Here is a 20,775-nt window from a genome sequence, read left to right as displayed (position 1 = left end):
TCGCTACCATGCGGAGTCTTCCCGCATGGATCCGACGCGATGACCGCATTGATCGAGACCCAGGACCACGGCCCGATCCGCGAGCTCAGGCTCGCACGACCGCCCGCGAACGCGCTCGATCCGGCGCTGTGTCTCGCGCTGCGCGATGCGATCGAAACCGCGGCCGCAGATGGCGTCGGCGGCGTCGTGCTCGCCGGTGGCCCGAAGGTGTTTTCCGGCGGCCTCGACGTGCCGCATCTGTTGTCTCTGCCGAACGCCGCGTCGCTGAGCGATGCCTGGGATGCGTTCTTCGCTGGCACGCGTGCACTCGCCGGCGCGCCGATGCCGGTCGTCGCCGCGATCGCAGGCCACGCGCCTGCCGGCGGCTGCGTGCTGGCGCTGTGCTGCGACTACCGCGTCATGGCGTCCGGCGCGTACCGCATCGGTCTCAACGAGACGCAGGTCGGCCTGGTCGCACCGGACGGCATCCAGCGCCTGATGCGGCGCACGATCGGCGCGCGCCAGGCCGAGCGGTTGCTGGTCGGTGGCCTGCTCGTCGATGCGGACGAGGCGCTGCGTCTCGGTCTGGTGGATGAACTGGCGGGTATCGATGAAGTGCCGCTGCGCGCGCGCCTGTGGCTCGAATCCCTGCTCGCCCTGCCCCGCGCGCCGATGCTCGAAACCCGCGCGATCGCGCGGGCGGATCTGGTGGAGGCGCTGTCGCCCGCGAACATCGAACTCGATCGCTTCGTCGATGCGTGGAACGCGCCCGATACGCAGGCGGGGTTGCGGGCGCTGGTGGCGCGGCTGGGGCGTTGAGGTCCGGTCGACCGGTTCGCCAAGAGCAGAATCAAGATGGGCCCCAGCGTGCGCTGGGGCGACGGCTTCGAGTTTCGCGCACGCAAGTGGGCGCCTCGTGGCCCAACAACGCCAATCCGTTGCGTCAGTGGTCCGCCCGGATCGTCATCCCAGCGCACGCTGGGATCCATTTTGATCTGTTGGCGATATCGAGCTGGTCGTTCCGAACAGGCTGAACAATGCTCTCGGTCAAAGCGGCTCGTCGCCTACATCAGCGACGGCTCACTCCCCGACCGCAACCTCAAGCGCAGGATCAGCTACCCAACCACTCCACGACGGCGCATACAACTTCGCGCCATCGCGGCCGGCATGCGCCATCGCCAGCAGGTGGTGACACGCGGTGACGCCCGAGCCGCACATCACCGCCACATCCGTCGGTGCATGCCCGCCGAGCACCGCATCGAATTCCGCCGCGAGCACGTTCGCAGGCTTGAACCGCCCCGCGTCGAGATTGTCGGCAGACGGCCGGTTGCGCGCGCCAGGCACATGGCCGGCGCGTGGATCCAGCGGTTCGACTTCACCCCGGAAGCGCGCCCCCGCGCGGGCGTCGAGCAGCAGACCGCCTGCATCGAGATGACGCTGCACGGCGTCCGCATCACGCAGCAGCCGCGTTTCGTCGAAGGCGCCGACCGCCAACGGTGCCGCTGCGATCTGCGGCGCCGCCGTCTCGACCGGCAGTTCGAGCGCACGCCAGGCCGCCCAGCCGCCGTCGAGCACCGCGACGTGCCGGTGCCCGAAGCTGCGCAGCAACCACCACAGGCGCGCGGCGAATGCACCGTCGCTGTCGTCGTAGGCGACGACCTGCATGTCCGGTGCGATGTCCAGACGCGACAGCGTCGCGGCGAACGCATCGGCCGTCGGCCACGGATGACGACCGAGCCCCGGCCCTTTCGGACCCGACAGATCGCGTTCGAGATGCGCGTAGACCGCGCCCGGAATGTGTGCGTCGCGCCATGCCGATTCGCCGGCGCCGTCGGATGCACCGGCGACCGCCAGCGTGAAGCGGCAATCGACGATGCGCAGGTCCGGATCGCCCAGCGATGCCGCCAGCGTCGGCGCGTCGACCAGCGTGGTCCAGCGCGTGCTCACGCGCGTTCCAGACGGTCGCGCAGGTTGAGCAGGATCGACGCCGTCGCGCCCCAGATGCGATGCGAGGGCGCGGCCGCGAGAGTTTCGTATTCCAGCACGTGGCGCATACGGCCCCGGAATTCGATGTCGACGTGGCGCAGGCTGTCCGGCGCCATCAGGAACGCCAGCGGCGCTTCGAACACCTCGGCCACCTCGCCGGGTTCCGGCACCGCCTCGAAGTCGGGATCGAGCAACGCGACGACCGGCGTCACGCGATAGCCGGTGATCGTCGCCAGTGGATCGAGATAGCCGAGCGGCTGCACCTGCGCTGCGGTCAGACCGATCTCCTCACAGGCTTCGCGCAGCGCCGCCTGCAGCGGCCCGCCATCGCCGGGTTCTTCGCGACCGCCCGGGAAGCTGACCTGCCCGGCATGGTGGCGCAGCGTGTCGGTACGGCGCGTCAGCACGGCCTGCAAACCGTCGGCGCGGCGCACGAGACCGACCAGCACCGCCGCTTCGCGCAGCTGGACCGCACCGTCCAGCAGGCCATCGAGTTCGTCGACGTTCCAGCCGCGTGCGGACGGCGGTGCATCGAGTGGATGCAGCGCCTGCGCGAGGCTGTCGGTATCGAAAGCGGTGTCGAACATGGTGCTCATCCGCGCGCGGCCTCGCGCGCCGGCAGTTCGACATCCATCAACCACTGGCGCTGGGCATCGCTCATCTGCAGCCAGCCGCCGATCTCCGCCAGGCTGCGCAGGCAGCCGTGGCAGGTGCCGTGTTCGTCGAGGGTGCAGACGCCGGTGCAGGGCGTGAGCACGGCGCGTGGGCGTTCGTCCATGCACCGATTCTACCGGTGCACTGTCGCAGGCGCCGCGCACGCGGACGCGCATCGGCGTTGCACGCGGCCCGGAAACGACGACGCCGACGTGCAAGCACGTCGGCGTCGGGTATCGCGTATCGCAGTGCGGATCAGCGGGTGCTGAGCAGCTTCACCATCACGCCGACCGGCTGGCGTGCGATTTCCTGCGTGCCTTCACCGGTGACGAACTTGCCCGGCGGGAACACCACTTCGTACACCGCGTTGAGCGGCATCAGCGGCAGCACTTCGCGCAGACCGGCGATCGGGGCTTCCGACACGCGGAACGGCGGGGTCTTGTCTTCCTGGCTCAGACCGATGCCGGCCGGCACGATCAGGGCCTGGTAGGCGACTTCGACCGTGCTGCTGGTCGTCGGCTTGGCGCCGGCGCCGGCTTCGACGACGCGGTACATCACGCCGCTCGGCAGCGAGACCACGCCTTCGCGCGCCTTGTACTCGTTGATGAACGTGGTGGCCTGGCCCTCGTTCTGGGTCAGTGCCGCACGACGCTCGGCGACGATTTTCGCCTGCATGCGCTGCTGGAACGCGTTGTAGGCCGTGCCCATCTGCTCAGGCGTATAGGTCGGGTCCTTGCGACCGTGACCGTCCTGCAGGCCCTTGATGATCGTGTTGACGTCGACCGACTCACCGGTCTCCGCCAGACGATTGCCAAGATCGAAACCCAACGCATAGCTGAGCGTGGTGCGATCGTTCGCGTTAGCCGCGGGGGCTGCCGCCTGCTGCGCGAACGCCGCGCCGCTGAACGTGATGGCCGCGACGGCGGCCGCAATAAAACGCAACTTCATTCCGTGGATCTCCGCTAGGTCAGATTTCAATATCGCCTGTCGCGCGAAGGGGCGGTCGAACCGCCCCCTATGGACGCGCTAGGATACCGGTCGAAGGGCTTAACCGCCACTGACGACCCCCAACTAGACCGCGGCCGCCCCGACAAGTTCCACGGGCGGCGCTTTTGCGCCTGGAGTCTCCATGTCCGAATCCCCGCTGCTGATCGAAGACCAGGGCGCCGTGCGCGTCATCACCGTCAACCGGCCCGACAAGCTGAACGCGTTGAACTCGGCGACGCTCGATGCGCTGCACCACGCGTTCGATGATGCCGCGGCCGATGACGCGGTGCGCGTCGTGGTGCTGACCGGTGCCGGCCCCAAGGCGTTCGTCGCCGGTGCGGACATCGCCGAAATGGCCGACCTGCGCCCCGTCGAAGGTCGCGATTTCGCATTGCGCGGCCAAGCGATGATGCGCCGGGTCGAAACCCTGCCCAAGCCGGTGATCGCGATGGTCAACGGCTTCGCGCTGGGCGGTGGGCTGGAACTGGCAATGTGCTGCCATCTGCGGATCGCCAGTGACACCGCCAAGGTCGGCCAGCCGGAAGTGAATCTCGGCCTGATTCCGGGCTTCGGCGGCACCCAGCGCCTGCTGCGTCTGGCCGGTCGCGCGGCCACGCTGGAGCTGTGCCTGACCGGCGCGCCGGTCAACGCCGAACGCGCGCTTGCGCTGGGCATCGTCAACCGCGTCGCGCCGGCGGCCGAGCTGCAGACGCAGACGATGGCGCTGGCCGAACAGCTGGCGAACGCCGCCCCGCTCGCGCTGCGCGGCGTGCTCGACTGCATCAACACCGGTGGCGAAAGTGCGATCGGTGAAGGGCTCGCGTTCGAAGCGGCGCAATTCGGCCTGATGTTCGCCACCGAGGACATGCGCGAAGGCACGCGCGCCTTCCTCGAACGCCGCAAGCCCGGGTTCAAGAACCGCTGAGTCGCCCGCACGTCATGCCGCACCGCCCGCCCGACGCCAGCGCCCTGCCTCCCGCGACACTCGAACGTCTCGTTGCGCTGCTGCGCGAGGACGACGTCGATGCCGCGATCGATGCCGGCCTGATGGACGCCTGGCCGGACGCCTGCGCCGAGGTACTCGATGCCGACGCACGCGCGTTGCTGCTCGCAACGCGCGCGCGTCTGCGCACCGCGTGGGACGCGCGCGCGCGCTTCGAGGCACGCAACGCGCGGCTCGCCCGCCGCGCCGAGGAACGCGAAGCCGCGCGTCGTGTCCCCGCCCCGCCGCCGGCCGCTGCCGATGCCGCGCCAGCGCGTCCTGCATTGCCGTCGAACGCCGCAGCGATCCTCGCCCGCGCCAAGGCGCGCGCGGCGGGCGGCACGCCATGAGCGTCCCGACGCCGACCGCTGCGCCGAAACGGCGCGGCCCGACGATGACGCGCGCGGAGATTCACGAATTCCTGTCGCGGCTGCGCGAGATCGATCCCGAACCCACAACCGAACTCGAGTACACCACGCCGTTCGAACTGCTGATCGCGGTGATCCTGTCGGCGCAGGCGACCGATGTCGGCGTCAACAAGGCCACGCGCCGGCTGTATCCGGTCGCGAACACGCCGCAGGCGATCCTCGATCTCGGCGAGGACGCACTCAAGCGCCACATCTCGACGATCGGCCTGTTCAACGCGAAGGCCAAGAATGTGATCGCGGCCTGCCGCATCCTCGTCGAGCAGCACGGCGGCGTGGTGCCGCACGACCGCGCCGCGCTCGAAGCCCTGCCGGGCGTCGGCCGCAAGACCGCGAACGTCGTGCTCAACACCGTGTTCGGCGAACCGGCGATCGCGGTCGACACGCATATCTTCCGCGTGTCGAACCGTACGGGCCTCGCGCCGGGCAAGGACGTGCGCGCGGTCGAGGACCGGCTGATGCGCGTGATTCCGGAGGAATTCCTGCTCGGCGCGCACCACTGGCTGATCCTGCACGGGCGCTATACCTGCAAGGCGCGCAAGCCGGATTGCCCGAAGTGCGTGGTGCGGGATCTGTGCCGGTTCAAGGACAAGACGGTGGGATCGGCGGGCTGATTTCGCGCCCTTTCTCGTCTCGTCGCTCCAGCGAAAGCTGGGGCCCATCTTGATCGCATGCTGAACGCAAAATGGGTCCCAGCTTCCGCTGGGACGACGGCTGTTCTCTTCTCAGCTGATGTGCCAGCGGCTGGCACACAGCAGCCCTGTCCGCTTCACTCGTCCCGCTCGGTAAACGGCTTGCGCGGCAAGCGCTCGTCGCGCATCGCCGCGTGGTACGCGAACGAGGCGATGATCGCCGCGGCCTGCTTCAGGTCATCCGGCACGACGTGATCGTAGGTGTCGAGATGCGTGTGATGGACATGGCTGAAGTAGTCGGCCGGGTCCTGCACGAACTGGAAGCCCGGCAGGCCGACGCGATCGAACGAGATGTGGTCGGTGCTGCCGGTGTTGCGGGTCGTCACGACCGTCGCGCCAAGATCGGCGAACGGCTCGAGCCACGCGCGGAACACGGGCACCGCAGCGTGGTTTTCCTGCGCGTAGATGCCGCGGATGCGGCCGGTCCCGTTGTCGAAGTTGAAGTAGGTCGAGAAGCGGTCGAAGCCGGCGCGGCGCTGCAGCGGGCCGGTGCCGCGCTGGAACGCGCGCGGCAGTGCGATCTGCTCGGGATCGGTCGGCGCCGGCCAGTCGGCCAGATACTTCGCGACATAGCCGGCCGAGCCGTGCAGGCCCTGCTCTTCGCCGCCCCACAGCGCGATGCGGATCGTGCGCTTCGGCCGCGCGTCGATCGCCTTGAGGATGCGCATGGCTTCCATCATCACGACCACGCCCGCACCGTTGTCGGCTGCGCCGGTGCCGGTGTGCCAGGAGTCGAGATGTGCGCCGATGATCACGCTCTCGTTGGCCTTCGACGTGCCGCGCAATTCGGCGAAGGTGTTGGTCGCCGGCAGATCCGTATCGCTGGTGAAACGGGCCTGCACGTCGACGCGCAGGCGCGGTGCCTGCTTGGTCTCGACCGCGCGCACCAGCTGGTTGTAGTGCTCGGCCGCGACGACGAGATCGGGCACGCCCTCGGGATCGCCGGCCTTGCGGCCGCCGCCGCCCATCACGCGCACGATGCCGTTGTCCCAGGAACTGATCGACAGCGTCGCCAGCACGCCTTCCTCGGCGAAGAAGGTGTTGAGCGCGCGCACCAGTGCCTGGCGCTTGCGGTACTCGTCGAGGCGCTTGTTCTGCGCATCGGGATCGCGGTCCTGCGGCACCGGGAACGTCTGCAGCTCGCCGAGATCTTCCTCGGTGTGGCGGCGGAAGTCGGGCTTGTCGGCCGGCTTGTAGGCGCGCGCCTCGTCGAGCAACACGATCTTGCCGGCGAGCTTGCCGCGCTGTTTCTCGATGTCTTCGACGGTCTTGAACGTCGCGCGCACCAGCTCGCCTTCGACCGGCCCATTGGTGCCGGGCGTCCACGCCTTGGGCAGCGCGTGGATCGGCAGCTCACGGGGGGTCAGCAGCTCGACGCGCGATGCGCGGAACTCCCAGCCGCGGCCGAAGGCGGCGTCGTAGACCTCGTCGTGCACGTTGGTCAGGCCGTAGCCGCTCAGCTTGTTCCGCGCCCATTCGCTGGAGCGCACGTAGGCCGGCGAATTGGTCAGGCGCGGACCGATGGTCTCGGTCAGCTCCTTGAGATTGGCCGCGACCTGCGAGCGATTGAAGGCCTCGTGGCGGATCTGCGCGACGACATCGAGATCGACCGGTTCGACCGTCTGCGCGAAGGCCAGACACGGCAGAAGGGCGACGGCGGCCATGGTCGCCTGCAGCAGGCGGATACAGTTGGATTGCGGCTTGCTCACGGAACTCCCCGGGATAATCGGAACGAGGACCCGCGATGCACGACGGGCCCGTAGCGACGCCGCCTGTCGCGGCGCGGCCGCCCATGCTACGCGCTGCCCGCGCCGCGGGCGCGGTGCACGACGGCACTTGACCGTGCGGCCCCGGCCTGTCGCCGCATGCATCGCGGTGGCGCAGGATGCGACCATCGGGGTGAACCCATCACCGACGCGCCCGCATGAAACCACTGCTGTCCGGTCTCGCCCTCGCCCTGTCGCTCGCCTGCGCGCCCGCGCTCGCCGACGACGCCGTCTCCGCCGAAGCCCGCGCCCTGCACGAACGCATCCTCACCCTCGACAGCCATCTCGACACGCCGAGTTTCTTCGGCCGCGACGGCTGGGACATCCTGCAGCGCAACGACACGCCGCCGACCGCCAGCCAGGTCGATCTGCCGAAGATGATCGAAGGCGGGCTCGACGGTGGCCTGTGGGTGATCTACACCGGCCAGCGCGGGCGAACGCCCGAGGACGATCGCGCGGCGCGCGATGCGGGCCTGGTGCGGCTGGTCGAAATCCGCGAACTGCTGGCCGCGCATCCCGACACCTTCGAACTCGCGCTCACCGCCGACGACGCGCCGCGCATCCGCGATGCCGGCAAGCGCGTGGTCTACATCAGCATCGAGAACGCGTCGCCGCTCAGCGCCGATCCTTCATTGCTCGCGCTGTATCACCGGCTCGGCGTGCGCGTGCTGGGCCTTGTGCACACCTCGAACAACGATTTCGCCGATTCGGCGAGCACGCCGCCGGAATGGAACGGGCTCAGCGACAAGGGCCGCGCGCTCGTGGCCGAAGCCAACCGGCTGGGCATCGTGCTCGATCAGTCGCACGCGTCGGACGCGGTGTTCGACCAGCTGATCGCATTGTCGAAGGCGCCGATCATCCTCAGCCACACCGGCGCCGACGCGATCCACGAACATCCGCGCAACATCGACGATGCGCGCATCCGCACCTTGGCCGAGCACGGCGGCGTGATCCTGGTGAACTCGCTGGGCAGCTATCTGATCGACACCGGCGCCACGCCCGCCTACCAGAGCGATCTGCGTGCGCTGTACGAGCGCTTCGGCGGCCGCGCGAATCTGAGTGAAGCCAACTACGCTCAGTTCGATCGCCTGCGCGGCGAGCTCGACGCCAAGCACGGCTTGAAGAAAGCCACGCTGGACGATTATTTCGCCCACATCCTGCACATCATCGAGGTCGCCGGGCCCGAGCACGTCGGCTTCGGCGCGGATTGGGACGGGGGCGGCGGCGTGGTCGGTCTGGAAGACGTCTCGGACCTGCCGAAGATCACCGCGCGGCTGCTCGAGGCCGGCTACACCGAAGAACAGATCGAGGCGATGTGGAGCGGGAACCTGCTGCGCGTGATCCGGGAGGCACAGGCGGTGGCCGAGGCGGATGCATCGGCAACGCGGTGAGTGCTTGAGGACTTCATGACACGCGTTTTCCCTCCGGCAGAAGATGCCGAAAGAGAACGCCGCGAAGCTTTCGACATCCGAACTGCGGGTCATCCAGGGACGGACGACAACGCTCTGGAATCGTCCAGCAAAGCTCTGCCCTCACCCGATGCGCGAGGCGCATCGACCTCTCCCGAAGGGAGAGGTGCACCGAAGACGAGCGTGACCGGCATGATGTCCGGACAAAAGGAAAGGCCCGCAGCTTGCGCTGTGGGCCTTCCGGTGGAACGTGTCGCTTCGATCAGAACGAGAACTGGGTACGCAGCGCGTACTGGCCGGTCTCGTCGCCGGTGAAGGTGTTGTCGCCCTTGGTGTAGTTGAACATGAAGCGCAGGTTCGGATTGACGTAGTAGTTCATGCCGACGATCCAGCTGCTGACATCCATGTTGCGGATGTCCTTGTTCTCGACCGTATCGTAGCGCGCGGTGAGTTCCCACAGCCCCTTGTCGGCCACCTTGGGCGACGCGAAGATGCCGTTGGCCGGCTTGTAGGCCTTGTGGCCGCCGTTGAGCAGCCAGCTGCCCTGCACGTACCACGTGGCGACATCCTGGTCGGCGCCGAGCGGACGGCCGTAGGTGGCGTTGGCGTATTCGGCCTGGAAGAACAGCGGGCCGAACGAACCGGCGGCTTCGACGCCGACCGCGGTGACCTGGTTGCGGCTGAGCGCGGTGGTCGTGGCGATGGTCTGCGCCGGGCCGCGGCGGCCGGCGTAGTTGGCGGCGAAGGTCAGGTCGGCCGAGCCCTGGTTCACGTTCTCCTGGCTGGCCCAGCCGCCGAAGTGCAGCGTGCTGTCTTCGGTGTTGATCGGCGCGAACGTGAAGCGGCCGGCTGCGCCGACGCCTTCGTTGCGGCTGCCCGAGGCGCTGCGCAGGTTGAACACCGACAGGCCGGCGGTGTAGTTGCCGTCGGCGCGCATGTAGCCCACGCCCTGCTGGAACTGGCGGCCGTTGAACAGGCCCGTGGCGCTGGAGAACGGACGCTCCATCATCAGGATCTCGTTGGAGCTGGTCAGCTCTTCCATCGAGCGGTAGGGCTTGAAGTGACCGATGGTGAACTTGCCGCCCAGCGCCGACTTGGCGATGTAGACGTCGCGGAAGCCGTCGAGGCCGCTGCCGGCCGCGAAGTCCTGTTCGAACTTGTAATCCCAGCCGTAGGCCTTGCCCTGCAGCGTGATGCGCGCGCGGCGGAACTCGGTGGTGCCGGTGGTCGCGGCCTGGTCGCGGTCGAAGGCGTAGGCATCGAAGTGGATGCGGCCGCCGGCGGAGAACTCGAACTTCTTGTCGGCCGAGGTGACCTTCAGGCCACCCTTGGTGTCGACGACCGGCATCGTGGTCGCCATCTTGTCCAGGCTCTCCTGCGTGCCGATGTTGATGTCGGACTGCGCATCGGTGCGGACTTCGAGCGCGTCGATCTTGGCCTGCATTTCGGCCAGCTGCGCGCGCAGCGCGGCGACTTCGGAGTCCCGGTTCTGGCTCTGGGCGGCTGCGGAGAACGAGACGGACGCGACAGCGAGTGCGACGGACGCGGCCAGGATGGAATGACGCATGGTGGATTCCCGAAGAGAGTGAGGATTGGATCGCCCGCCGCGCGCAGGCCACGCCGGCTCCGACCGTCGTGGCGTTAAACGCCCGTTAGCGACAGGTGCGCAGCCTGCGCAGGTTTGCTGACACTGCGATGGCATCCGCATGACAGTCCGGTGACAGCCCGCCCGCGGCCTGCGGCGATGCGCGCCGGCACACGTCATCGGGCGGTCATCGACCTGTCGCGGAAATGTCATGCGCGCTGCGTTGAATACGCCTTGCGGCGACACAGGCCGTCCAACACTCCAGGGAACCCCATGTACGCACTGCTCAAGAACCGGGTCGCGGCTGTCGCGCTGTCGACCACGCTGCTGGCGACCACGTTCGCCGCTCCCGCCATGGCCAACGACGTGACCGGCGCAGGCGCATCGTTCGTCTATCCGGCCATGACCCGCTGGTCGGCCGACTACCGCACCGCCACCAGCAAGCAGATCAACTACCAGTCGATCGGTTCGGGCGGCGGCATCGCCCAGATCAAGGCCGGCACCGTGGACTTCGGCTCTTCCGACGCCCCGCTGCCGCCGGAAGACCTGGCCAAGTCCGGCCTAGTGCAGTTCCCGTCGGTCATCGGCGGCGTGGTGCCGATCGTCAACGTTGAAGGCGTGGCCGCAGGCGCGATGAAGCTCGACGGCGACACGCTGGCGAACATCTTCCTGGGCAAGATCACCCGCTGGAACGACCCGGCGATCGCTGCGCTCAACGGCGGCATCACCCTGCCCGACGCGCGCATCACCGTGGTCCACCGCTCGGACGGTTCGGGCACCACCTTCAACTTCGTCAACTACCTGTCCAAGGTCAGCCCGGACTGGAAGAACGGCGTCGGCGAAGGCACGACGGTCAAGTGGCCGGTCGGCATCGGCGGCAAGGGCAACGAAGGCGTCGCCGCCTACGTGAAGCAGATCAAGGGCGGCATCGGCTACGTCGAGCTGTCGTACGCGCTGCAGAACCGCCTCGCCTATTCGCGTCTGAAGAACGCGGCCGGCAACTTCGTCAATCCGAGCGAAGAGACCTTCTCGGCCGCCGCCGCCAGCGCCAACTGGGGTGCAAGCCGCGACTTCTTCCTGGTGATGACGAACGCACCGGGCGAGAACTCCTGGCCGATCACCGCGACCAACTTCATCCTGATGCACCGCCAGCCGCGCAACCGCGCCAGCGCCAAGAACGCCCAGGAGTTCTTCCGCTGGGTCTACGCCAATGGCGGCGAGCAGGCGCGCGCCCTGGGCTACGTCCCGCTGCCCGCGCCGCTGGTGCAGCAGATCGAGCGCTACTGGGCCGAGAACGCCCGCTACTGATCCAGCCCGGCCGGCGCGTCCAGCGATGCGCCGGCCGGACGTGATGCCAGAACAGATCTCTCTCCCCATTTTCCTCCGCGGGCCTTCGGGCCCGTTTTTTTTTGATTTCTGGCGGGACGGGGTTTGGTCGAAGGTGCGCTTGCGGGAAAGCGCGGAGGGGGTGCTTCCGTGCCAGCCACTTCGCGCTTCCCTACCCGGCGCGCGAGACATCGACCCTCACCCGACGCGCGATGCGCGTCGACCCCGGATCCAGTCCGGGGCAGGCTCCCTGGAGGGAGAGGTACCTACTCGCGCATAGCTCGGCGCGCGCGGATAAAGCCCCTCTCCCCCGGGGAGAGGGGTTGGGGTGAGGGCCGACGCTCGCGCAGTTCCTGATCTCTTTGGACCGGACTTGGCGCAGCTGAAATGATGAGACGGCTTCAATTGAAGGCTGGCGTCCGAGTCAACGTTCAGCGCATCACCCCCAGCCCTCACCCGCTGCGCTTCGCGCAGCGACCCCCGATCAAGTCCGGGGCAGGCTCTCTCCCGAAGGGAGAGGTGCTGTTCGTCTGCGATCTTCGAACCGCCGCGATTCCCATCTCCCTGAGGCTCGCGGATCACTCGCCCTCACCGTCAAACCCCCGTGAGCCCGCGATGTCCATCCAGCGACATCCCGGAACCCCATCGCATTCCGCCCGCCCGGTGCAGCTGTCATTCATCCAGATGGCACGCGTCATACGGCTGTAACAAAAACATCATTTCATGTGCGGACCGAGGCGACGCCATGCGTTGCCGCACTCAATTGGAGCCACGCATGTCCCGTCAGACGATCCGGATCGGTGCCCTCGCGCTGTCCTCGCTCATCTTCCTCGCCGCCTGTGGTGGCAACAGCGCGGACGCGCCGGCCGGTCAGGCCGCCGAAGGCGCTCCGGGCGCCGCACAGCCGGCCGGCGACCGCGTCGCTGCCGAGATCTCGGGCGCCGGTGCATCGTTCATCTTCCCGCTGGTGTCGAAGTGGTCGGCCGACTACAACGCCGCTACCGGCAACAAGGTCAATTACCAGTCGATCGGTTCGGGCGGCGGCATCGCGCAGATCAAGGCGGGCACGGTGGACTTCGGTTCGTCCGACAAGCCGCTCGACAGCGCCGAGCTGCAGGCCTCGGGCCTGGGCCAGTTCCCGTCGGCGATCGGCGGCGTGGTGCCGGTGATCAACGTCGACGGCCTGCAGCCGGGCCAGCTGAAGCTGACCGGTTCGCTGCTGGCGGACATCTTCCTGGGCAAGGTCGCCACCTGGAACGACCCGGCGATCGCCGCGCTCAACCCCGGTGTGACCCTGCCAGCCGGCAAGATCAGCATCGTCCACCGCTCGGACGGCTCGGGCACCACGTTCAACTTCTCCAACTACCTGTCGAAGGTCAGCGAGTCGTGGAAGTCGACCGTCGGCGAAGGCACCTCGGTGCAGTGGCCGTCGGGCGTGGGTGGCAAGGGCAACGAAGGCGTCGCCTCGTACGTGCAGCAGATCAAGGGCTCGATCGGCTACGTCGAGCTGGCCTACGCGCTGCAGAACAACATGCCCTATGCCTCGCTGCAGAACGCGGCCGGCAACTGGGTGCAGCCGAGCGAGGAAAGCTTCGCCGCCGCGGCCGCAACCGCCGACTGGGCGAGCGCGCAGGACTTCAATCTGGTCATCACCAATGCGCCCGGTCCGGACGCGTGGCCGATCACGGCGACCAACTTCATGCTGATGCACAAGCAGCCGAAGGACGCCGCCCGCAGCCAGGCCGCCCGCGACTTCTTCAAGTGGGCGTTCGAGTCGGGCCAGGCGCAGGCCAGCGAGTTGCACTACGTGCCGCTGCCGGCCGAGCTGGTGCAGCAGATCGAGGCCTACTGGGCAGCCGAGTTCAAGTGAAGTTCCGTCCGCGCCCGCGCATGCGGGCGCGGCCACGGATCGTCATCCCGGCGCAGGCCGGGATCCAGTGACGTGATCGCGCTCCCACGCACACGGTCATCGGATTCCGGCGTTCGCTGGATCAACGGATCCACACCGCTCCGCGGCTCTCCTCCTCCGGACTCCCCATGAACGCCGCCACCCTTCACGCCGCGCCACCTGCTCCGAGCAAACGCGACATCCGCGATGCGCGTGCCGACCGTCTGTTCAAGATCGTCCTGACCGCCACCGTCGTCTTCGTGATGCTGGCGCTCGCCGGCGCCGCGTTGTCGATGCTCTGGGGCGGTCGCGATGCCCTCTCCTCGCAGGGCCTGTCGTTCTTCACCACCGCCGACTGGAATCCGGTCGAGAACCGCTACGGCGCACTCGCGCCGATCGTCGGCACCATCGTCACCGCGCTGATCGCGATGATCATCGCCGTGCCGGTGAGTTTCGGCATCGCCTTCTTCCTGACCGAGGTCGCGCCGCGCTGGCTGCGCGGGCCGGTCGGCACCGCGATCGAACTGCTCGCGGGCATTCCCTCGATCATCTACGGCATGTGGGGCCTGTTCGTGCTCGTGCCGGTGATGACCACCTACATCACGCCGTGGCTCAACGACACGCTCGGCGAGGTGCCGTATCTGGGCGCGCTGTTCCGCGGTCCGCCGCTGGGCATCGGCACGCTGACCGCCGGTTTCGTGCTCGCGATCATGGTCATTCCCTTCATTTCAGCGGTCATGCGCGAAGTGTTCCTGACGGTGCCCACGCGCCTGAAGGAATCGGCCTACGCGCTCGGCGCGACGAAGTGGGAAGTCAGCTGGGACATCGTGCTGCCCTACACGCGCTCGGCGGTGATCGGCGGCGTGTTTCTCGGCCTCGGCCGTGCACTCGGCGAGACGATGGCCGTCGCATTCGTGATCGGCAATTCGGTGCGCCTGACCCCGTCGCTGCTCGAGCCCGGCACCACCATCGCCGCGCTGATCGCGAACGACTTCGGTGAAGCCACCGAGACCTACCGTTCGGCGCTGCTGCTGCTCGGTTTCGTGCTCTTCATCGTGACCTTCGTCGTGCTGGCCATCGCCCGCCTGATGCTGATGCAGCTGGCCCGCAAGGAGGGCAAGTAATGGCCGTCGCCACCGTCACCGAACGCGAGCGCCAGGTTGCCGACCGCCTGTACGCGCGCCGTCGCCTGCAGAACGGCATCGCGGTCTTCATGGGCTGCCTGACGGCCGCATTCGGCCTGTTCTTCCTCGGCTGGATCCTGTGGACGCTGGTGTCCAAGGCCGCCGGCGGCATCAACCCCGCACTGTTCACCCAGATGACCCCGCCGCCGATGGTCGAGGGCGGTCTGCTCAACGCCTTCTTCGGCAGCGCGGTGATGTGCGGCCTGGCGATCGCGATCGGCACGCCGCTCGGCGTTGCCGCCGGCACGTGGCTCTCCGAGTTCGGCCGCGCCCGCAAGGCCGGCATCGTCGTGCGGTTCATCAACGACATCCTGCTGTCGGCGCCGTCGATCGTGCTGGGCCTGTTCGTCTACACCGCGTTCGTGATGACCACAGGCGGCCGTTTCTCGGCGCTGGCCGGCTCGATCGCCCTGGCCTTCATCGTGTTGCCGGTGGTCGTGCGCACGACCGACGAAATGCTGCAGCTGGTGCCTACGCAGATGCGCGAAGCCGCGCTGTCGCTCGGCGTGCCGCAGTGGAAGGTCGTGGTGCAGGTGCTCTATCGCAGCGCATCGGCCGGCATCGTCACCGGTGTGCTGCTCGCGCTGGCGCGCATCTCCGGCGAAACCGCACCGTTGCTGTTCACCGCGTTCGGCAACCAGTACTGGAACAACAACATCATGCAGCCGATGGCGAGCGTGCCGGTGGTGATGTACCAGTACGCCGGCAGCCCCTACGAGTCCTGGCAGCAGCTGGCCTGGGCCGGCGCGCTGGTGCTCACCTGTTTCGTGTTGCTGGTCAGCCTGGGCGCCCGCGCCATTTTGCTGCGCAACAAGATCACCCATGACTAATCTCAGCCTGGACCCGTCCATGAACGACCTCCACACCGCTCCGTCGCAGCGCATCCAGCTCGCGACGCACGCGCGCACGCAACTGGCGCCGACGCCGGTCAAGATCGCCGCGCGCGGGCTGAACTTCCACTACGGCGATTTCCATGCGCTCAAGAACATCGAGCTGGAGATTCCCGAAAAGCGCGTGACCGCGCTGATCGGTCCGTCGGGCTGCGGCAAGTCGACGCTGCTGCGCATCTTCAACCGCATCTACGCGCTGTATCCGAAGATGACCGCCAGCGGCGAACTGCTGCTCGACGGCGAGAACATCCTCGCGCCGAAATACCCGATGAACCGTCTGCGTTCGAAGGTCGGCATGGTGTTCCAGAAGCCGGTGCCGTTCCCGATGACGATCTTCGAGAACGTCGCCTACGCGATCCGCCACCACGAGAAGCTGTCGAAGGCCGAGCTCAACGTCCGCGTCGAGCAGGCGCTGACCCAGGCCGCGCTGTGGACCGAGGTCAAGGACAAGCTCAACCAGAACGCACTGGGCCTGTCCGGCGGCCAGCAGCAGCGCCTGTGCATCGCACGCGCCGTCGCCCTGCGCCCGGACGTGCTGCTGCTCGACGAACCGACGTCGGCGCTCGATCCGATCTCCACCAGCCGCATCGAGCAGCTGGTCGAGGAACTCAAGGTCGACTACACGATCGTCATCGTGACCCACAACATGCAGCAGGCGGCGCGCGTCTCCGACTTCACCGCCTTCATGTATCTGGGCGATCTGATCGAACACGACACCACCGAGACGATCTTCTCCAATCCCGCGAAGCAGCAGACCGAGGACTACATCACCGGTCGCTTCGGCTGACGCAGGCCGGCTTGCGCGGCATTGCCGCGTGGCCGGACGGGCGCAATCTGCCGGTTCGCAGTTGACCCAAGCTCCACTCGCACATCGTCGCCACTCTTCCAGGTTCCCCACCATGCCCAACCAACTGAACGACCACATCGTCAAGAGCTATGACGAAGAGCGCAGCCGTCTGACCAACGAGATCCTGCGCATGGGCGAGATGGCCGCCGCGCAGCTGGAATCGGCGCTGGACGTCGTGGAACGCCGCGACGACAAGGCCGCCGAGCGCATCATCGCCAACGACGAGGCGATCGACGCGCTGGAGCACGAGGTCAGCCAGGACGTCATGAAGCTGGCGCTGCGTGGCCCGATGGCACGCGACCTGCGCGAGATTCTCTCCGCCCTGCGCATTGCCGCCGACATCGAACGCGTGGGCGACTACGCCGCGAACGTCGCCAAGCGCTCGACCGCGCTGAACCTCGCGCCGCCGCTGCCCTACACGCGCGGCCTGACGGTGCTCGGCGAACTCGCGGTGCGGCAGATGCGCGAAGTCCTCGTCGCGTTCCGCGACAGCGATCCGGCGGCGGCGCAGCGCGTGCGGGCGCAGGACGCGGAGATCGACACCGTCTACACCGGCCTGTTCCGCGAGCTGCTGACGTACATGATGGAAGACCCGCGCGCGATCACGCCCTGCACGCACCTGCTGTTCATGGCCAAGAACATCGAACGCATCGGCGACCACGCGACCAACATTGCCGAGAACATCTGGTTCATGGTCAAGGGCGACGAGCCCCTGCCGCCGCGAGACAAGCGGGATTTCACCAATACGGTGAGCTGATCTCGATGCGTTGATGCGTGCCGTCCGCGATGCGGACGGCGCCGGTCGGGCCGGGGCGCGGCGTGGGGTTTGGGGTGGGCGGACGCCCCCATGACCGCCCGTCTCCGAAGTCGCCTCACGCTTCGCCGCGTTTCCAGCGCTGTTCAACCCACAAGAACGACCTGCAGCAGGCGAGCTTCTGCCGCGCACGGTCGCGTGCCACTGCGCTGGAAACGAATCTTCAGCAACGCGTCGGGCCCCATGCACCCGGCCCGATCATCCGGCTCTGCTAGGCTTGCACGCATGAGTGAAGCCGCAGTACCCGCCTCCGCATCGACCGACGATGCCGCGTCGCCCCATCTCCCCATGTCCCGCCGGTTCCGCGGCTTTCTGCCGGTGGTCGTCGACGTCGAAACCGGCGGTTTCGAATCGCGGCGTCATGCGCTGCTGGAAATCGCCGCCATCCCGCTGAACATCGACGAGGACGGCAACCTCGTGCCCGGTGCGCCGGTGCACGCGCACGTCGAGCCAGCGGACGGTACGCACATCGATCCGCAGTCGCTGGAAGTCACCGGCATCGACATCCACCATCCGTTCCGGTTCGCGAAGCCCGAGCGCGATGCGCTGGACCACATCTTCAACCACGTGCGCAATGCGGTGCGTCACCACGAGTGCCAGCGCGCGATCCTGGTCGGGCACAACGCGCATTTCGATCTGGGCTTCATCAACGCCGCCGTCGCGCGTACGCAGCACAAGCGCAACCCGTTCCATCCCTTCAGCGTGTTCGACACCGTGACGCTCGCCGGCGTCGCCTACGGGCAGACGGTGCTCGCGCGCGCAGTGCAGGCGGCGGGCCTGCAATGGGACCAGGCGCAGGCGCATTCCGCGCTCTACGACACCACGCTGACTGCGCAGCTGTTCTGCCGGATCGCCAACGCATGGCCGAAGACGGCGGCGCCGGCTGCGGCCGCAGACTGAGTCCGCACGCCGCTCAGCCCTCCGCGCGGCGCAGGGTGAGCACCGTGATCTCGGACGGCACGCCGATCCGCGTCGCGAAGCCGGGCCATAGACCGGCGCCGTTGCTGACGTAGAGCTGCATGCCGTCGACCGGATACAGACCGGACACGAAGCCGCCGTTCGCGCGCGCCACCAGCCGGTCCATGCCGACGATGTGGCCGCCGTGCGTGTGTCCCGAGAGCTGCAGCACGACGCCACGCTTCGCGTTCTCGCGGGCTTCGACCGGGCGATGGTCGAGCAACACGATTGGCGCCTGCGGATCGGCGCCGGCGATCGCGGCATCGATGTCCGGCAGCACCTGCCCATAGCGCGCGGCGACGGGATCGGTGACGCCGGCGATCGTCAGCGCCGCGCCGTCGCGTTCGACACGGACGTGCGCGTTCTCCAGCACCGCCATGCCCATCGCGCGGAACGCGTCCATCCAGTCCCGGTACGCGCCGTAATACTCGTGATTGCCGGTGATCGCGATGACGCCGTCCGGCGCACGCAGATCCGCGAGCGGGCGCACGTCATTCGCACGCGCGGTCACGCTGCCGTCGACGAGATCGCCGGTGATCACGATCAGGTCCGCCTGCTGCGCATTGGAGGCGACGACCACGCCGGCGACCCAGTCGCCGGTCAGCAGTCGGCTGGCGTGGATGTCGGTCAGCTGCAGCACACGATAGCCGTCGAAGGCCTGCGGCAGGCCTGCGATCGGCACCTCGATCTGCCGCACCTGCGGCACCACCATCGCCTGCCACGTGCCGTAGGCCGACAGCAGCAACGCCAGTACCGCCGCCCCCGGCCGCAGCCACGGGCCACGCAACGTCGCGAGCGCGCCGCGCCGACGCAGCGCCCAGAGCATCAGCGTCACCACGTCGAGCAGCAACACGAACAACGCCGTCAGCAACAGCGCGATGAAGCCCGTGCCGAGCGCGGCGATGACCAGCTTCGGCAGCTCCGGCGACGCCATGCTGCCGGCGAAACGCGCGACGATGCGATGGTGCAGGGCCAGCCCGTAGACCAGCACCGCGAGTCCCGCGCGCACCGGCCACGGCAGACGCAACGGAAACACCACACGCAGGACCAGATAGGACGCAAGCACGATCGCGACGACACTCAGCACAGGCTTTCCCGGGACAGTGAGAAGCGGTCCGTACGCGACGGACCGACGTGGGGTCGGCCATGGTCGGCGATGCGCAGTGCGCGCGCCAGCGCTCTCCTGAACCGGCGTCCAGATTCGTCGGGGAATGATGCGCGCCAGCGTGGAAGCGAGCACGCGCATGCGCCCTCCATGCGCACTGCGCGCCGCGCTCGCAACGCGCGCGCTGCAGACTCAGCTCGCGAGCTTCAGTCCGATGATGCCGGCGATGATCAGGCCGAGACTGACCAGCCGCCCCGGACTCGCGGCATCGCCCATCAGCACCATGCCGAGAGTCACCGTGCCGACCGCACCGATCCCGACCCAGATCGCATAGGCCGTGCCGACCGGCAGATCGCGCATTGCGATGCCCAGCAGACCGACGCTGATCGCCATCGCGGCGACGGTGCCGACCGTGGGCCAGAGCTTCGTGAAACCTTCGGTGTATTTCAGTCCGATCGCCCAGCCGATTTCGAACAGGCCGGCGAGCACGAGAATGATCCAGGACATGGGAATGCCTCCATCGTTGCGATGGGGCCGTCCCCGGATGTGGAATGGAGTGGCGGGGTCGTCCCCCCTTCCTGGTGTGGAGTGATTATCGCTGGTGGGTTAGGGGCTCGGATTACCGGGGTGTAACCCGCGGTGTGTGGCGCTTTCGACGGGAGAGCCTGCCGGCTTTCGCCGGACTTGCGCAGTGGGTGCTCTAGGAAGTGCAAAGCTTCCGCGCTGTTGCGCGGCTTACTTTTGTCTTGGCAAAAGTAAGCAAAACCGTCTTCGCCGGACGCGATCCGACACGGCTACGCCGTGCCGGTTCCCTGCGCTTCTCGGACGACGGGGCACGCAGCCCAAACTCGCTGCGCTCAGACATGGGCTGCTCTCCGACCCCGCCGCCCTGCGATGCTCGGCTCGCTTTACGGCTCGATTCGAGATCAAGAGCAACAGCAACAGCAAGAGCGGGCAGAAAAGGAGCAGCAGCCGCAACAACCAAAGCGAGCAGCATCATCCATGGATGCCCGCCTTCACGGGCATGACGAGATCGGCTTTTCTTGGATGCGCTTCTGCGCGACGGCGCGCTTCTACGGAAGCTCAGCCGCGCGTGACCGCAACACGCGACCTCTGAAATGCAAGGTGTTTGCTCGCCTGCTGACCACCCTGCGTGACGGCGTATCACTTGGCCTCACCTTCTTCGCTTCGGCTCGGCTTGGCTCGACGTTAAAGGCTTTCGCTCTGTTTCAGCTTCTGCTTCGGCTTCGGCTTTTGATCTGAATCGAGCCGTAGAGCGAGCCGAGCACCGGAGCCTGG

General features: G+C 67.7%; 19 protein-coding genes and 1 pseudogene. 13 read left to right on the top strand and 7 right to left on the bottom strand.

Going from position 1 to position 20,775, the window contains the following annotated elements; translation table 11 throughout:
- Positions 1-39 precede the first annotated feature (39 nt).
- Complete coding sequence (locus AC3A5T_RS07165) at positions 40-798, top strand: enoyl-CoA hydratase/isomerase family protein (RefSeq protein WP_487627982.1); 759 nt, start codon at positions 40-42, stop codon at positions 796-798.
- Positions 799-1,059: 261 nt separating this feature from the next.
- On the opposite strand, the gene AC3A5T_RS07160 is transcribed toward AC3A5T_RS07165, so the two are convergent.
- The 3 genes and pseudogenes from AC3A5T_RS07160 to AC3A5T_RS07150 all read right to left on the bottom strand — a co-directional run bounded on the left by AC3A5T_RS07160 (position 1,060) and on the right by AC3A5T_RS07150 (position 3,567).
- On the bottom strand, positions 1,060-1,926 hold the full coding sequence (locus AC3A5T_RS07160) for a sulfurtransferase (RefSeq protein WP_487627981.1): 867 nt from the start codon (positions 1,924-1,926) through the stop codon (positions 1,060-1,062).
- Positions 1,923-2,743, bottom strand: a pseudogene (locus AC3A5T_RS07155) (CoA pyrophosphatase). Before AC3A5T_RS07155 ends, AC3A5T_RS07160 begins: the two are co-directional and overlap by 4 nt.
- Positions 2,744-2,874: 131 nt before the next feature.
- Positions 2,875-3,567, bottom strand: coding sequence for an FKBP-type peptidyl-prolyl cis-trans isomerase N-terminal domain-containing protein (locus AC3A5T_RS07150; protein WP_332076793.1), 693 nt, complete (start codon positions 3,565-3,567; stop codon positions 2,875-2,877).
- Positions 3,568-3,748: 181 nt separating this feature from the next.
- Between AC3A5T_RS07150 and AC3A5T_RS07145 the strand changes: the two genes are divergently transcribed.
- From AC3A5T_RS07145 to nth, 3 genes are read left to right on the top strand one after another with little or no spacing between them, the layout of a single operon-like run.
- Positions 3,749-4,531: an enoyl-CoA hydratase-related protein gene (locus tag AC3A5T_RS07145; protein ID WP_487627980.1), complete on the top strand. Its 783-nt coding sequence runs from the start codon at positions 3,749-3,751 to the stop codon at positions 4,529-4,531.
- 14 nt (positions 4,532-4,545) lie between these two features.
- Positions 4,546-4,938, top strand: a complete 393-nt coding sequence (locus tag AC3A5T_RS07140; RefSeq protein ID WP_332076791.1) for a hypothetical protein — start codon at positions 4,546-4,548, stop codon at positions 4,936-4,938.
- Complete coding sequence (gene nth / locus AC3A5T_RS07135; RefSeq protein WP_487627979.1) at positions 4,935-5,627, top strand: endonuclease III; 693 nt, start codon at positions 4,935-4,937, stop codon at positions 5,625-5,627. Before AC3A5T_RS07140 ends, nth begins: the two co-directional genes overlap by 4 nt.
- A 155-nt stretch (positions 5,628-5,782) precedes the next feature.
- Here the strand turns inward: nth and AC3A5T_RS07130 are convergent, their stop codons facing one another.
- A complete protein-coding gene (locus AC3A5T_RS07130) occupies positions 5,783-7,369 on the bottom strand; it encodes a M28 family metallopeptidase (protein WP_487628191.1) in 1,587 nt (528 codons plus the stop codon).
- Between the two features lie 260 nt (positions 7,370-7,629).
- On the opposite strand from AC3A5T_RS07130, the gene AC3A5T_RS07125 reads away from it, so the two are divergent.
- Positions 7,630-8,862 (top strand): dipeptidase, encoded by a 1,233-nt coding sequence (locus tag AC3A5T_RS07125; protein ID WP_487627978.1) that lies wholly within the window; start codon positions 7,630-7,632, stop codon positions 8,860-8,862.
- A gap of 280 nt (positions 8,863-9,142) precedes the next feature.
- Here the strand turns inward: AC3A5T_RS07125 and AC3A5T_RS07120 are convergent, their stop codons facing one another.
- A complete protein-coding gene (locus AC3A5T_RS07120; RefSeq protein ID WP_332076788.1) occupies positions 9,143-10,447 on the bottom strand; it encodes a porin in 1,305 nt (434 codons plus the stop codon).
- Between the two features lie 291 nt (positions 10,448-10,738).
- On the opposite strand from AC3A5T_RS07120, the gene pstS (AC3A5T_RS07115) reads away from it, so the two are divergent.
- From pstS (AC3A5T_RS07115) to rnt, 7 genes are all read left to right on the top strand, one after another.
- Positions 10,739-11,773: a phosphate ABC transporter substrate-binding protein PstS gene (gene pstS / locus AC3A5T_RS07115; protein ID WP_332076786.1), complete on the top strand. Its 1,035-nt coding sequence runs from the start codon at positions 10,739-10,741 to the stop codon at positions 11,771-11,773.
- A gap of 793 nt (positions 11,774-12,566) precedes the next feature.
- Positions 12,567-13,661, top strand: coding sequence for a phosphate ABC transporter substrate-binding protein PstS (gene pstS / locus AC3A5T_RS07110; RefSeq protein WP_332076785.1), 1,095 nt, complete (start codon positions 12,567-12,569; stop codon positions 13,659-13,661).
- A 167-nt stretch (positions 13,662-13,828) separates the two neighbouring features.
- Positions 13,829-14,803, top strand: coding sequence for a phosphate ABC transporter permease subunit PstC (gene pstC / locus AC3A5T_RS07105; protein WP_332076784.1), 975 nt, complete (start codon positions 13,829-13,831; stop codon positions 14,801-14,803).
- Positions 14,803-15,693, top strand: coding sequence for a phosphate ABC transporter permease PstA (gene pstA / locus AC3A5T_RS07100; protein ID WP_332076783.1), 891 nt, complete (start codon positions 14,803-14,805; stop codon positions 15,691-15,693). The genes pstC and pstA overlap by 1 nt, the downstream gene beginning before the upstream one ends.
- Positions 15,686-16,540: a phosphate ABC transporter ATP-binding protein PstB gene (gene pstB, locus AC3A5T_RS07095; RefSeq protein ID WP_487627977.1), complete on the top strand. Its 855-nt coding sequence runs from the start codon at positions 15,686-15,688 to the stop codon at positions 16,538-16,540. Before pstA ends, pstB begins: the two co-directional genes overlap by 8 nt.
- A 112-nt stretch (positions 16,541-16,652) precedes the next feature.
- Entirely contained in the window at positions 16,653-17,357 is a 705-nt protein-coding gene (phoU, locus tag AC3A5T_RS07090) for a phosphate signaling complex protein PhoU (protein WP_332076782.1), read from the top strand.
- Positions 17,358-17,639: 282 nt separating this feature from the next.
- On the top strand, positions 17,640-18,314 hold the full coding sequence (rnt, locus tag AC3A5T_RS07085; RefSeq protein WP_487627976.1) for a ribonuclease T: 675 nt from the start codon (positions 17,640-17,642) through the stop codon (positions 18,312-18,314).
- Between the two features lie 13 nt (positions 18,315-18,327).
- On the opposite strand, the gene AC3A5T_RS07080 is transcribed toward rnt, so the two are convergent.
- Positions 18,328-19,458 (bottom strand): metallophosphoesterase, encoded by a 1,131-nt coding sequence (locus AC3A5T_RS07080; protein ID WP_487627975.1) that lies wholly within the window; start codon positions 19,456-19,458, stop codon positions 18,328-18,330.
- Between the two features lie 210 nt (positions 19,459-19,668).
- Positions 19,669-19,983, bottom strand: coding sequence for a quaternary ammonium compound efflux SMR transporter SugE (sugE, locus tag AC3A5T_RS07075; RefSeq protein ID WP_487627974.1), 315 nt, complete (start codon positions 19,981-19,983; stop codon positions 19,669-19,671).
- A 387-nt stretch (positions 19,984-20,370) separates the two neighbouring features.
- Here sugE and AC3A5T_RS07070 point away from each other — a divergent pair, with 387 nt between their 5' ends.
- Positions 20,371-20,739 (top strand): hypothetical protein, encoded by a 369-nt coding sequence (locus AC3A5T_RS07070; protein ID WP_487627973.1) that lies wholly within the window; start codon positions 20,371-20,373, stop codon positions 20,737-20,739.
- Positions 20,740-20,775 lie beyond the last annotated feature (36 nt).

It is taken from the genome of Luteimonas sp. Soil_C_16, from assembly GCF_057657295.1.
Note: the sequence above shows the minus strand (reverse complement) of the source record. Positions and strands in the feature narration are given on the sequence as shown.

What these genes read in the sequence shown, in the direction of transcription:
- AC3A5T_RS07165 (WP_487627982.1), top strand. Translation starts at nt 40, where the DNA reads ATGACCGCATTGATCGAGACCCAGGACCACGGCCCGATCCGCGAGCTC.
- AC3A5T_RS07150 (WP_332076793.1), bottom strand. Translation starts at nt 3,567, where the DNA reads ATGAAGTTGCGTTTTATTGCGGCCGCCGTCGCGGCCATCACGTTCAGC.
- AC3A5T_RS07145 (WP_487627980.1), top strand. Translation starts at nt 3,749, where the DNA reads ATGTCCGAATCCCCGCTGCTGATCGAAGACCAGGGCGCCGTGCGCGTC.
- AC3A5T_RS07140 (WP_332076791.1), top strand. Translation starts at nt 4,546, where the DNA reads ATGCCGCACCGCCCGCCCGACGCCAGCGCCCTGCCTCCCGCGACACTC.
- nth (WP_487627979.1), top strand. Translation starts at nt 4,935, where the DNA reads ATGAGCGTCCCGACGCCGACCGCTGCGCCGAAACGGCGCGGCCCGACG.
- AC3A5T_RS07130 (WP_487628191.1), bottom strand. Translation starts at nt 7,369, where the DNA reads ATGGCCGCCGTCGCCCTTCTGCCGTGTCTGGCCTTCGCGCAGACGGTC.
- AC3A5T_RS07125 (WP_487627978.1), top strand. Translation starts at nt 7,630, where the DNA reads ATGAAACCACTGCTGTCCGGTCTCGCCCTCGCCCTGTCGCTCGCCTGC.
- AC3A5T_RS07120 (WP_332076788.1), bottom strand. Translation starts at nt 10,447, where the DNA reads ATGCGTCATTCCATCCTGGCCGCGTCCGTCGCACTCGCTGTCGCGTCC.
- pstS (WP_332076786.1), top strand. Translation starts at nt 10,739, where the DNA reads ATGTACGCACTGCTCAAGAACCGGGTCGCGGCTGTCGCGCTGTCGACC.
- pstS (WP_332076785.1), top strand. Translation starts at nt 12,567, where the DNA reads ATGTCCCGTCAGACGATCCGGATCGGTGCCCTCGCGCTGTCCTCGCTC.
- pstC (WP_332076784.1), top strand. Translation starts at nt 13,829, where the DNA reads ATGAACGCCGCCACCCTTCACGCCGCGCCACCTGCTCCGAGCAAACGC.
- pstA (WP_332076783.1), top strand. Translation starts at nt 14,803, where the DNA reads ATGGCCGTCGCCACCGTCACCGAACGCGAGCGCCAGGTTGCCGACCGC.
- pstB (WP_487627977.1), top strand. Translation starts at nt 15,686, where the DNA reads ATGACTAATCTCAGCCTGGACCCGTCCATGAACGACCTCCACACCGCT.
- phoU (WP_332076782.1), top strand. Translation starts at nt 16,653, where the DNA reads ATGCCCAACCAACTGAACGACCACATCGTCAAGAGCTATGACGAAGAG.
- rnt (WP_487627976.1), top strand. Translation starts at nt 17,640, where the DNA reads ATGAGTGAAGCCGCAGTACCCGCCTCCGCATCGACCGACGATGCCGCG.
- sugE (WP_487627974.1), bottom strand. Translation starts at nt 19,983, where the DNA reads ATGTCCTGGATCATTCTCGTGCTCGCCGGCCTGTTCGAAATCGGCTGG.
- AC3A5T_RS07070 (WP_487627973.1), top strand. Translation starts at nt 20,371, where the DNA reads ATGCTCGGCTCGCTTTACGGCTCGATTCGAGATCAAGAGCAACAGCAA.